This window comes from Aequorivita sp. Q41 (assembly GCF_039831855.1).
In the GTDB taxonomy this organism is placed as follows: domain Bacteria; phylum Bacteroidota; class Bacteroidia; order Flavobacteriales; family Flavobacteriaceae; genus Aequorivita.
This window is the reverse complement of record NZ_JBDPMS010000001.1, coordinates 603,663-616,251: the sequence shown is the minus strand read 5'-3', so window position 1 is coordinate 616,251 and position 12,589 is coordinate 603,663. Positions and strand designations below refer to the sequence as shown.

General features: G+C 37.1%; 9 protein-coding genes. 2 read left to right on the top strand and 7 right to left on the bottom strand.

Going from position 1 to position 12,589, the window contains the following annotated elements; genetic code table 11:
* Positions 1-61: 61 nt before the first annotated feature.
* Entirely contained in the window at positions 62-2,614 is a 2,553-nt protein-coding gene (locus ABJ955_RS02835) for an adenosylcobalamin-dependent ribonucleoside-diphosphate reductase (protein WP_347373089.1), read from the bottom strand.
* A 329-nt stretch (positions 2,615-2,943) separates the two neighbouring features.
* Between ABJ955_RS02835 and ABJ955_RS02830 the strand changes: the two genes are divergently transcribed.
* Both ABJ955_RS02830 and secDF read left to right on the top strand, forming a co-directional pair.
* Positions 2,944-3,558, top strand: coding sequence for a hypothetical protein (locus ABJ955_RS02830; RefSeq protein WP_347373088.1), 615 nt, complete (start codon positions 2,944-2,946; stop codon positions 3,556-3,558).
* Between the two features lie 191 nt (positions 3,559-3,749).
* Positions 3,750-6,800 (top strand): protein translocase subunit SecDF, encoded by a 3,051-nt coding sequence (gene secDF / locus ABJ955_RS02825; RefSeq protein WP_347373087.1) that lies wholly within the window; start codon positions 3,750-3,752, stop codon positions 6,798-6,800.
* 121 nt (positions 6,801-6,921) lie between these two features.
* On the opposite strand, the gene ABJ955_RS02820 is transcribed toward secDF, so the two are convergent.
* The 6 genes from ABJ955_RS02820 to ABJ955_RS02795 form a co-directional block, all read right to left on the bottom strand.
* A complete protein-coding gene (locus tag ABJ955_RS02820; RefSeq protein WP_347373086.1) occupies positions 6,922-7,419 on the bottom strand; it encodes a DUF192 domain-containing protein in 498 nt (165 codons plus the stop codon).
* Between the two features lie 68 nt (positions 7,420-7,487).
* Positions 7,488-8,417, bottom strand: coding sequence for a prolipoprotein diacylglyceryl transferase (lgt, locus tag ABJ955_RS02815; protein WP_347373085.1), 930 nt, complete (start codon positions 8,415-8,417; stop codon positions 7,488-7,490).
* A 64-nt stretch (positions 8,418-8,481) separates the two neighbouring features.
* Positions 8,482-8,715, bottom strand: a complete 234-nt coding sequence (yidD, locus tag ABJ955_RS02810; RefSeq protein ID WP_347373084.1) for a membrane protein insertion efficiency factor YidD — start codon at positions 8,713-8,715, stop codon at positions 8,482-8,484.
* Positions 8,716-8,723: 8 nt separating this feature from the next.
* Positions 8,724-10,199: a cysteine--tRNA ligase gene (gene cysS / locus ABJ955_RS02805; protein ID WP_347373083.1), complete on the bottom strand. Its 1,476-nt coding sequence runs from the start codon at positions 10,197-10,199 to the stop codon at positions 8,724-8,726.
* A 48-nt stretch (positions 10,200-10,247) separates the two neighbouring features.
* On the bottom strand, positions 10,248-10,925 hold the full coding sequence (gene folE, locus ABJ955_RS02800; protein WP_347373082.1) for a GTP cyclohydrolase I FolE: 678 nt from the start codon (positions 10,923-10,925) through the stop codon (positions 10,248-10,250).
* A gap of 126 nt (positions 10,926-11,051) precedes the next feature.
* Positions 11,052-12,557 (bottom strand): transporter, encoded by a 1,506-nt coding sequence (locus ABJ955_RS02795; RefSeq protein ID WP_347373081.1) that lies wholly within the window; start codon positions 12,555-12,557, stop codon positions 11,052-11,054.
* Between the last annotated feature and the right edge of the window lie 32 nt (positions 12,558-12,589).

Here is a 12,589-nt window from a genome sequence, read left to right as displayed (position 1 = left end):
AAAAAAGCCAGCTATTAGCTGGCTTTTTTAGTTTATTATAATAGTTTAAAAAACCATTGTTTTATCCGCATTTAGAAGATCCGCAGTCCTTGCAGGTAAGGCATCCTTCTTGGTAAATAAGCGCTGTACTATTACAGTTGTCGCACTTTTGTTTGCGAGCTTCAGTTCCGTCTGCAACATAACGTTTTAAAGCGCGGGCAACGCCATTTTTCCATGTATTAATGCTTTCGGTGTCTAGCTGCAAACTATTAATCAATTCTACTGCTTTTTCAATAGGCATTCCGTGGCGAAGGGTGCTGGAAATCAATTTTGCATAGTTCCAAAATTCTGGATTGAATTTATGCGAAAGTCCTTCAATAGTGGTTTTGTAGCCTCTTTTGTTTTTGTATTGAAAATCGTAACGCGAGCTGCCATCTTCGTTTCTATTCTTGATAATTACCCCTTCATTCACCCAACGCGGAATTAAAATTCCATCCTCGTCATCCGCAAAACCAGTGAAGATTTCATAAGGTTTTCCGTCAATTAAGCCAATAAAAGCAATCCATTTGTCCTTGCTATTTTGGAAACGAACCACATCTGCTTCCAAGATTTCTGGGCGTTTGGTGGGGAACGCTGTCAAGGTTTCATGTTCTTCTTCTTTCTTTTCTTCATTTGAAATCAACACACCCGAACGCGAACCATCACGATAAACGGTCACGCCTTTACAACCGGCTTGCCAAGCTTCCAAATAAAGTTTTCCAACCAATTCTTCGGTAGCATCATTAGGCAAATTGATTGTTACAGAAATGGAATGGTCTACCCATTTTTGTACGGCACCTTGCATGCGCACTTTGCTCAACCAATCTACATCGTTTGAAGTAGCTTTATAATAAGGAGATTTTTTTACAATTTTATTTAACTCTTCTTGGCTGTAATTTTTGTCGGTTGAAATTCCATTAACTTCCATCCACTGCTTAAAACGGTGGTGAAAAACTACATATTCTTCCCAGCTGTCGCCCACTTCATCCACAAAATCTACACGGACATTTTTATCATTCGGGTTCACTTTTCTTCTTCTTTTATAAACGGGAAGAAATACGGGTTCAATTCCGGAGGATGTTTGCGTCATTAAACTGGTGGTTCCGGTTGGTGCGATTGTTAGCAAGGCTATGTTTCTTCGGCCGTATTCTAGCATATCGTAATAAAGCTTTTCATCGGCTTCTTTTAGGCGAAGAATAAACGGATTGTCTTTTTCTCTTTCACTGTCAAAAATTGCAAATGCACCTCGTTCTTTTGCAGTATAAACTGAAGCGCGATACGCTTCTATAGCAAGGGTTTTGTGGATTTCAATTGAAAAATCAGTTCCTTCCTTGCTGCCGTATTTTATTCCTAAAGCAGCGAGCATATCGCCTTCTGCGGTGATGCCAATTCCAGTTCTACGACCTTCATTAGCTTTTGTTTGAATGTTTTTCCATAGATTTCTTTCTACCGCTTTTACTTCATTACTTTGTGGGTCTGCATCAATTTTTGCGATAATAGCATCTACTTTCTCAAGTTCCAAGTCGATGATGTCATCCATTATTCTTTGCGCGATACCAATGTGTTTTTTGAAAAGTTCAAAATTGAATTCGGCTTTAGTGGTAAACGGATTTTCTACATACGAAAACAAATTGATTGCCAGCAAACGGCAGGAATCATACGGGCAAAGCGGAATTTCACCACAGGGGTTTGTAGAAACGGTTTTGTAGCCCAAATCTGCATAACAATCTGGAACAGACTCGTTAATAATAGTGTCCCAAAACAGAATGCCTGGTTCAGCAGATTTCCATGCGTTGTGAACTATTTTACTCCAGAGTTTTTTAGCTTCAATCTCTTTAGAGAATTTTGGGTTTTCACTAAAGATGGGGTATTTCTGGGTGTAGTTTTTTCCATCTTTTACAGCTTCCATAAAAGCGTCGTCCATACGTACGGAAACGTTGGCGCCAGTAACTTTTCCTTGTTCCATTTTGGCGTCGATAAAATCTTCGGAATCGGGATGGTTTATAGAAACGGAAAGCATCAATGCGCCACGACGCCCGTCTTGCGCTACTTCGCGAGTTGAATTAGAATAGCGCTCCATAAAAGGAACAATTCCCGTGGAAGTCAAGGCAGAGTTTTTCACCGGTGAGCCTTTTGGACGTATGTGTGAAAGATCATGCCCAACACCGCCACGACGTTTCATTAATTGTACTTGCTCTTGGTCAATTTTCATGATGCCGCCATACGAATCTGAATCGCCATCATTGCCAATTACAAAACAATTGGATAAGGAAGCAATTTGATAGGGATTGCCAATGCCAGCCATCGGACTTCCTTGCGGCACTATGTATTTAAAGTTTTTGATTGCGTCAAAAACTTCTGCTTCGGTCATGGGGTTGGTGTATTTTTGCTCAACACGTGCAATTTCTTTTGCAATACGACGGTGCATTTGGTCTGGCGTTTTTTCATAAATATTGCCGTCAGAATCTTTAAGGGCGTATTTATTTACCCAAACACGAGCGGCAAGGTCATCGCCTTTAAAATATTCAAGAGAGGCTTCAAAAGCTTCATCTTGGGTGTAAATAGTGTTGTTTTTAGGCGGATTTTCTATCTGCATGCTTCAAATATTTTTGTGATTGTAGTTTTCTTCTAAAGAATGTAAATGTAGGTAAATTGAAATCTTTAAACTTTGTTTTGTTTTAGAAGTTATCAAAAGTAAATTGTTAATTTATTGTTTTTCAGGTAAATAAAAATTTATAAACATAAAAAAGTTTGCAAATTTTTAAAATTATTAGTAGTGGGTAGCTCTTAATGGTTGAGAACAAAGCGGTTGTGGAGTTAAGATAAAATCGCTTGTTTTTTTATTGTTTTTGATGTTGGAATACGTATTTAGGTAAAACAAATAAAGATGTGGTATTACAGGCTTTATTTTTTTATATTTGGCGCGTGAACTGGAGATGGTACATTGCCGCATTTACAATAGCCCTTACTTTTTTTGGAGTAAGCTTGGAGCATGCTACAGCGCCCAATCAAGAAATTGTACTTCAGTTTGATGCGAATTCCATTAGTGCTGATGAGGCTCAGCAGACTATTTCGAATATTACAGACCAATTAAAATCCTTAGGTGTTGCAGCGATTCGAGTTTCTGAAATGCAGGATGGTAAGTTAAAAGTTACCTATTACAGTACGCTTGATGTTGCTGTAATTGAAGCTTTATTTCAAACACAAAACGAGCTTCAAATTGGTTATGATGCATTTAATGATAAGGATAATTCTTCTAAAAATCCTTTTAATAATGATGTTACTACCTATAAATTAGAGGTAGTGAAAATTCAGAAAGATTACGGGTCTGACATTGGTCTTCATGGTCTACTTGTGGAGATAAAATCTGCGAAAGACTTATATTCAAACCAATTTGTTTCATTTGCAACAGCAGAAACTAACTTTGGTTTAAAGCCTGTTGTTGAAAGAAAAATAGGTGAAAATAATCGCAACGTTTCACTTCCAAAAACAAAAACTTCATACGAAATTCCAGAGGTTAGGGCTGGTCCAGTTTCTTAAGGGAATGCTTCCTAGCAAATTCCCAAAATTCTATTTTACAATAAGGTCTCTGTTTGTGTACACTCGGAGGCATTTGAAATTAATTATAAATAAACCAGATAATTGTCAGATCTATAAGCAAATCCTATCTTTGCGCTCCTGTTTCGAGGCTTCGGAATGGGTTAAAACAATCTGACCAAAAACAATAAAACATGCAAAATAAAGGACTCGTTACCGTATTTGCCATCCTTTTTGGATTGGTAAGTATTTATCAGCTCTCTTTTACATTTGTTGCAAACAAAGTAGAGGATAGTGCTAAAGAATTTGCCAACAGCAAATTTTCTGAAGATCAACCCCATGAACGCGACTATGCAGAGACGCGTTACTTAGATTCTGTAGCTACAAACCCTGTTTTTTTAGGGATTGACTACAAAACTGCCAAAGAAAAAGAATTAAATAAAGGTCTTGACCTTAAAGGTGGTATCAATGTAATTCTTGAGGTTTCTGTTAAAGATATCTTGAGTGGTCTTGCAAATAATACTAAAGACCCTGCGTTTAATCAAGCTTTGCAAAGGGCAGACGAGCTTCAAAAGGATAGCCAAGACACGTATCTTGCGTCTTTCTTTAAAGCGTTTGAAGCACTTCCAGGTGAAAATAATCTTGCATCGCCAGATATTTTCTTTAATAAGAATTTGGAAGATGTAATTGATGTTGGCATGACCAACGATCAGGTAAAGCCTGTTATTGAGCGTAAAATTGATGAGTCTATTACTTCTGCTTTTGAAGTTTTAAGAAAACGTATCGATAAGTTTGGTGTAACACAGCCAAACATTCAGCGTTTAGGAAAATCGGCAAGAATACTTGTAGAACTTCCTGGAGCAAAAGATGTAGACCGTGTTAAAAAATTACTTCAAAGTACAGCACAACTTGAATTCTGGGATGTGTATAAATTTGAAGATATGGCAGGCTTCCTTCAAGCTGCCGATGCTAAAGCAGGTGAACTTGCAATGGCAAAATCTGCTACAGAAACAACCGAAACTGTTGAAGCAACTGAGGCTACAGAAACTGCTGTAGATTCTACTAAAGCTGAAGATGACGATGTAAGTAAACTTTTAGGAGGTGAAGATGTTAAAGATTCCCTTGTAGATGATGGTAAGGCAAATCCAATTCTTTCAAAAATGGTTTCATTGGGAAGCCAAGGAGGACCGGTAATCGCTACTTTTAGATTAAAAGATACCGCTGCAATTGATAGCTATTTAAGAAACCCACAAATAAAATCGTTGTTGCCAAATGAATTGCGTTATGCAAAATTTGTTTGGAGTCTTCCAGAATCTAATCCAGGATTAAATGGGGAAGAAACTACAGCATTATATGCTTTAAAAGGAAACCGTGATAACCTTCCTCCACTTGGTGGAAGCGTGGTAGTAGATGCAAGACAAGAATTTGACCAAATGAGTCGTGTTGTTGTTTCGATGCAGATGAATGGTAGAGGTGCTAAAGTTTGGGAGCAAATGACTGGTGATGCATATCAGAACCAAAGCCAGATTGCTATCGTACTTGATAATATTGTATACTCTGCTCCTGGTGTTACTTCTGGACCAATTGCGGGGGGGCGTAGCCAGATTTCTGGAAACTTTACAGTACCACAAGGTCAGGATTTAGCAAACGTATTGCGTGCAGGTAAATTACCGGCTTCAGCAGAAATTATACAAGGTGAAGTTGTTGGACCAACGCTGGGCCAGGAGGCAATTAACAGTGGAGTAATGTCTTTCGCGGTTGCCCTTATTATTGTTCTATTATGGATGATTGGTTATTATGGGAAGGCTGGTGCTTTTGCCGATATTGCCTTAATGGTAAACATTCTTTTTATCTTCGGAATATTAGCAGGTTTGGGAGCTGTGCTTACGCTGCCAGGTATTGCAGGTATTGTATTAACAGTAGGTATGTCGGTAGATGCGAACGTACTTATCTTTGAGCGAATAAAAGAAGAACTCGCTAAAGGTAAAGCACAAAAAGATGCAATTAAAGATGGTTTTAATAATGCATTATCTTCAATTCTTGATGCGAACATTACAACGGGTCTTACCGGTTTAATCCTTTTGGTTTTCGGAACGGGTCCAATTCAAGGTTTTGCAACTACCTTATTAATAGGTATCGCAACTTCATTGTTTACAGCAATTTTCATTACAAGATTGTTTATTGATCGTTATACCAAAAATGGTAAGCCATTGCCGTGTTCAACGTCAATTACTAAAAATCTTTTTAGAAATGTAAGTATCGAATTCTTGAAGAAAAGAAAGGTTGCTTATATTATTTCTGGAGTTTTACTTTTAGTAAGTATCACTTCATTATTTACTAACGGACTTAACCAAGGTGTTGATTTTGTTGGTGGACGTACATATACTGTTCGTTTTGCAAAAGATGTTAATTCTCAAGAAATTCAGAACGATCTTGTAAAAGCCTTCGGAAGTGCTGAAGCAAAAACTTACGGTGGTGATAACCAGTTAAAAATTACAACCAAATATAAGGTTGATGAAACTGGTACTGAAGTAGATGAAGAAATTGAAAGAATGCTGTTTGAGACAGTAAAAACAAATATGCCAGCAGATATGACCTATGATATGTTTGTAGGCGATCAAGACGGAAAAACAATTGGTAGAATGGAGTACTATAAAGTAAGTCCAACCATTGCTGATGATATTAAAAAAGACTCTTTCTGGGCTGTATTTGGTTCGTTAGTGGTAGTTTTCTTATACATCCTTTTACGTTTTAGAAGATGGCAATTTAGTTTGGGTGCGGTTGCTGCTGTATTCCATGATGTTGTTATTGTGTTAGGTGTTTTCTCTTTGACATATAGATTTATGCCTTTTAGCATGGAAATAGATCAAGCATTTATTGCGGCGATACTAACGGTTATTGGTTACTCGCTAAATGATACCGTAATTGTGTTTGACCGTATTCGTGAATACTTTGGGGAGCACCCAACTTGGAAAATGAACCGCATTATAGACGTTGCATTGAGTAGCACATTAAGTAGAACCTTAAATACATCCTTCACTACACTTATCGTATTGTTATGTATGTTCTTCTTTGGTGCAGAATCTATTCGAGGCTTGTTGTTTGCAATTGTAGTTGGTATTCTAGTGGGTACGTACTCATCACTGTTTATCGCAACACCAATTATGTACGATACGGTAAAGCGTAAAAAAGTTGAAGATTTAATCGATAAAAAAGAAGAAGAGGAAGCTGCTCTTGAAGCATAATCCCTGATTTTTCTTCGGAATAAAAAAAGACCTTTCCAATTTGGAAAGGTCTTTTTTGTTTCTGAAATCTAGTGTATTAAGGCTTTTACAGTGCAATTAAATACACGGCTAATTTCTGCGTTTAATTTTTTGTATACTCAATTTTATCACCCTTTCCTAATTGCCATACATCGGAAAGCCCTGCGTTTACTTCAAGTACATATTGAGCGAGCCCATCTGATGGTAAAGAGGATTCGGAGAAAGGTTTTGTGTTTTTTTGAAAACTGATTATCTTCTTCTCGGCATCTAGATAAATAATGTCGAGTGCAATTTCAGTGTTTTTCATATAAAATGATCGTTGGCGCGAATCATTAAAAACAAAAAGCATACCTTGATTTTTTTCCATAGAATGACGGTACATCAAGCCAGTTTGAGTAGAATATTCATCATCTGCAATTTCAATATCCAAACGTGCAATTAAAGAGTCATTATTCGCTTTTAGGAGCTTTAATTCGCCTTCTTTGTTGAATAAAATCTCCTTAGTAAGACTTTTGCTTTCTGTTGTATTAGTGCTGTCTTTGCAGTTGTAAAGTGAGAAAAGTGCAGCTACAATTGCAGCCGATATAAATATTTTTTTCATTCGAATATATTTTACCCTAAATACCTAGACTGTCTTATAATGATTCGTCTATGTATGGGGGTGTCTTTTTAATCAATAAGTGGTCTTTTTGAAGCTTTCCACATACTATAAATGCCTGCAAGTACGAATGGCACACTAAGCCATTGACCTGTGGAAAGTAGCCCGAGTACAGACTCAAAGCCACCTTGGCTTTCTTTTACAAACTCTACAATAAAGCGAACCATAAAAAGAAGGATTAAGAATACTCCAAAAATATAACCAATCTGTTTTCTGCGCTCCGTTTTCCAATATAAATACCAACATACCAAAAATACAATCACGTAGCCTGCTGCTTCATAAAGCTGTGCAGGATGGCGAAAAGGTACGGTATTCAACATTTCTGAAAATTGTGGATTGTTTACTATGGCATCATATGCTTTACTTGGGTTCTGAATTCCAGTTGCGTTTACGGCTTCTTGTTTGCTGATGCCTTCATGCACAAAACGAACTCCTAAAGGGTAATCACCTGAAGGCTTGCCAATAATTTCAGAATTCATAAAATTTCCGATGCGCACAAATATTCCACCGCAAGCTACGGCAATAACAATGCGGTCCATTATCCAAAGAAAAGGTTTCTGGATAACATTTTTGCTGTAGTAATACATTGCAATTAATATAGCAATTGCAGCGCCATGACTTGCCAGGCCTTGAAAACCTGTAAATTCAAATTCAGGAACAGTGCTTATTGGTAAAAATACCGAAAGTGGATCTTGTGCAAAGAGTTCAGGTTGGTAGAAAATAACATGCCCTAAACGAGCGCCAATAAGTGTGGCTACTACCATATATATAAAAAGACTATCAAGTTTTTCTTGTGGCTGCCCTTCTCTTTCATAAATCTTTTTTGTGATAATCCAACCCAGTGTAAATGCTACGACAAACATTAAACTGTAAAAACGAATCATAAAAAAACCAAGATCAATCCCTTCTGAAGGATTCCATGTAAAACTTAAATAATGCATATTAAAAATTTTATTGCGCTGTGTAAAGATAGCAAAAGCGAAAAAGTATTGTAGCGCATATTTTTCATTTCTTTTTGGGTGGCACTGGATCATGACCAGAACCGCCCCATGGATTGCAACTTGCAATACGTTTTATAGCCAGCCAGCTTCCTTTTATTAAGCCATGTGTTTGCAATGCCTCTACGGTATAATAGGAGCACGTTGGGTTATAACGGCAGGTTGCAGGTGTAAATGGTGAGATAAATTGTTGATACCCTTTTATTAAAAGTATAAAAGGATATGTGATAATTTTTTTCACTTTTATTGTTAATTTAATGAAAAAGTAGTTCCGTCCTTCCCGTCTTTTAGCTGAATTCCTTTTGCCAAAAGCTCGTCTCGTATTTTATCGCTCATTGCAAAATCTTTATTGGCACGCGCTTGATTTCTTAATTGAATAAGAAGTTCAATAGCAGCTGAAAGTTTTTCGGTGTCTAAGGAAGTTTCAGAAGTAATATCTTGCAGTCCTAAAACATCAAAAAGAAAGTCGCTCATTGTTTGTTTTAGTAATTGTAAATCAGTTTTAGAAATAGTATCCTTTCCTTCTTTTATGGAATTTACAAACTTTACTGTTTCAAACAAGTTTGCAATCAAAATAGGACTGTTAAAATCGTCATTCATTGCATCATAACAAGACTTTCTCCAGCTTTCAACGACTATGCTGCTTTTTTCTGAAGTTGTAAGATCATCCAGCATTCTGTAGGCATCCATTAACTTATTGTATCCCTTTTCAGAAGCTTCTAATGCGTCGCTACTAAAGTCTAAGATGCTTCGGTAATGTGCTTGATACATAAAAAACTTTGTAACAGTAGGTGAGAAGGCTTTGCTTAAAACATCGTTTTCTCCAGTAAACATTTCGTTTGGAAGAATATAGTTTCCAGTAGATTTCGACATTTTTTTGCCATTTAGTGTAAGCATATTGGCGTGCATCCAGTAATTTACCGGGGAAATATGGTTACAGGCTTCTGCTTGTGCAATTTCGCACTCGTGATGCGGGAATTTCAAATCCATTCCCCCACCGTGAATATCGAAGTTGTTTCCTAAATATTTGGTGCTCATCGCGGTACATTCTAGGTGCCAGCCTGGAAAACCTTCGCTCCAAGGTGATGGCCAGCGCATAATGTGTTGCGGTTCCGCTTTTTTCCAAAGGGCGAAATCTTGCGGATTTTTCTTGTCTGTTTGTGCTGCAAGTTCACGCGTATTGGCAATCATATCTTCTAAAAGCCTTCCGCTTAGTTTGCCGTAATTGTTAGTTTCGTTGAATTTTACAACATCAAAATATACGGAGCCGTTTCTCTCGTAAGCAAAACCTTGCTCGATTATTTTTTCAACAATATGAATTTGTTCATAAATATGCCCAGTTGCGGTAGGTTCAATACTTGGAGGCAAAGCGTTAAATTTTGCCATGGTTGTATGAAAATCTACCGTGTATTTTTGAACCACCTCCATGGGTTCCAATTGTTCGATTCGTGCTTTTTTCAGAATAGGGTCATCGCCGCTTTCCCCATCGTTTTCTAGGTGCCCCGCATCGGTAATATTTCGTACATAACGAACTTTGAAGTCTAAATGCTTCAAATATCTAAAAACCAAATCGAAAGAAAGAAAAGTTCGGCAATTTCCCAGATGTACATTGCTGTAAACTGTTGGGCCACAAACGTACATTCCTACGGCACCTTCATGAATTGGATTGAATTTTTCCTTGCTTTTAGTAAGCGAATTGTAAATGTATAATTCTTGCTGTTTCAATTTTTTCGATATAATTGGTGAATTGGTTTTTTTTGCTGAGTTAGTTGTTTAATACTCAGTATCCAGTTTTATATAATCTAAAAACTCGCGTCGTGTTTCTGGGTTTTTAAAGGCGCCTCCAAACTCACTAGTTACAGTGCTGCTATCAATATCACGAATGCCTCGTGAATTTACACACAGGTGTTTTGCATCAATAACGCAAGCAACATCCTCCGTGTTTAAAACTTCTTGTAATTCTTTAACTATTTGCATTGTTAAACGTTCTTGAACTTGAGGGCGTTTTGCATAATAATCTACGATTCTATTCATTTTTGAAAGCCCAACTACAGTGCCGTTAGAAATGTAGGCAATGTGTGCTTTTCCAACAATAGGGAGTAAGTGGTGTTCGCAAGTAGAGTAGAGTGTAATGTTCTTTTCTACAAGCATTTCTTGGTATTTGTACTTATTTTCGAAGGTAGAAGCTTTTGGTTTTCTGTCTGGATGAAGTCCGCCAAAAATCTCTTGCACAAACATTTTTGCAACTCTTGTTGGCGTACCTTTTAAACTGTCGTCGTTAAGATCGAGCCCCAAAGTTTGCATGATGCTGTGAACGTCCTTTTTTATGCTTGCAATTTTTTCAATATCGCTAAGTTCAAAGGCGTTAGAACGCATTGGGGTTTCTGTAGAACTACCAATGTGGTCATCACCCATTGCTTCTATTTCTTTTAGTTGTTTTTCTAAATCCATCAATTAAAATCTCATTTTTTAGGCCTGCAAAGATACGTAATAGCATTTTGGTATTGAAAAGTGGGTGTTTTTATTTTAAGTGTTTTTATGTAACAATCAAAAATTATTATTAGTTTTTTGAGGTATTTAAAAGGTAAAGCCTACTGATACCATAAAATTACTGTAAATGGAATTTATAGTGGCGGCATCTGTTAACCCTACTGAATACAGCTGTTGGTTGCGCTCTTGTTCGGATCTTGAATAAGCAAAATCAAGCGTATAATTGCCAAAATTATATCCAGCTCCTAACGAAAAACCACTAAGATCTCCAACCACTTCTGTTTCTTGGTAGGGGCTTTCTTCATAATGAAATCCACCTCTAAAACTTAATTGACGCAGGCGGTATTCTGCGCCAGCATTAAATGATGAGGCGCCTTTTAATGAGTTTTCGATAGTTCTGTTTAAATCGTTAAAATAAGGGCTGTCATCAAACGTATAACTAAAATCAATCGATGAATAATCCTTATATGAATAATCTAAGCTGATTAGTCCTTTTTGTCCAAAAATATAAGCTGCGCTAGCAGTCACTTTTGCAGGTGTTTTCAAGGTGTAATCTTCATACACATTAATAACTCTCGGGTCTATAAATTCATTAATAATTTGGTTTTCAAATACTCTCGAGCTTTCAAGATTTTGTGTTGTTTCTTCAGAAATTAGATACCATGTAGGGGTGTCCAAGCTTAATCCAAGGCGAAGTTTTTCTGCTACCCTTGCAATAGCTCCAATTTGAACCGAAAAACCAGCCCCATTTACAGAAAGGTTGTTTTCAAAACCGACACTATTTACTGTAGAGCCTGGATTATTGTTGTTTTCAAGCAAGTAGGTACTTTGGTCGTAACTAATGGTATGTGTATTTAAATTAATTCCGAAAAAATAATTATCAGTAATCTGAGTCGCAAAGTTGATGGTAAACTTACTATTGTTTCCTTGTGAAAGATAAATATATTTCTGGTTGAAGTTGTTTCCAGCGATATTTGAAACATACGAGCTGTTTGAAGGATTGTTTGGGTCTACAGGGTCAAAAAGATATGCTTGGTACCCTAAGAATGCATTCTGTGCAGCAGTTCCTTGAGTTTGTCCTAAAAATTGATAATCTGAATTTTGGAGTTGATTTAGTGGAATTCCTTGCGCTTGCGCCAAAAAGAACGCTCCAATTGAAGTATGGCCGTTGCCAGCGATGAATATTTCATCGTTAAAATTTTTAGTGGTTTCGAAATTTAATCCAAGGGTGAGTTTCTTGAATTTAGATTCTTTGTTTGCATTATTCAACACAAAAACAGCTCCCAGTTGATTTATAGAAGCGGTGTCAGAAAAGCTATTTTCAGTACTATTGAAATAATTTGCCTTATTGTCAATGTCAAATAAAGCAGTGGAAAACAGTAAGTTGGAGTCTAAGAAAACAGCTCCCCCGGCTGGGTTGATGCTCATTGCTGAAAAATCGCCACCTAAAGCACCCATTGCGCCACTAAGCGCTGTAAAACGTGCAGTTCCTGTATTTTGGTCTGTGCTATAACGCAAGCCATCAGTGCTGTTTTGAGCTTGGGAAGTCGCTGCTAAAAAGGCAATAAATAGGAAAGTTGTTATTTTTTTCATTTGAATAATATAGTTTAATAACTAAAAAATGC

Excerpts from the sequence above, each read along its gene's own strand:
- ABJ955_RS02835 (WP_347373089.1), bottom strand. The coding sequence starts at position 2,614 with ATGCAGATAGAAAATCCGCCTAAAAACAACACTATTTACACCCAAGAT.
- secDF (WP_347373087.1), top strand. The coding sequence starts at position 3,750 with ATGCAAAATAAAGGACTCGTTACCGTATTTGCCATCCTTTTTGGATTG.
- ABJ955_RS02820 (WP_347373086.1), bottom strand. The coding sequence starts at position 7,419 with ATGAAAAAAATATTTATATCGGCTGCAATTGTAGCTGCACTTTTCTCA.
- lgt (WP_347373085.1), bottom strand. The coding sequence starts at position 8,417 with ATGCATTATTTAAGTTTTACATGGAATCCTTCAGAAGGGATTGATCTT.
- folE (WP_347373082.1), bottom strand. The coding sequence starts at position 10,925 with ATGGATTTAGAAAAACAACTAAAAGAAATAGAAGCAATGGGTGATGAC.
- ABJ955_RS02795 (WP_347373081.1), bottom strand. The coding sequence starts at position 12,557 with ATGAAAAAAATAACAACTTTCCTATTTATTGCCTTTTTAGCAGCGACT.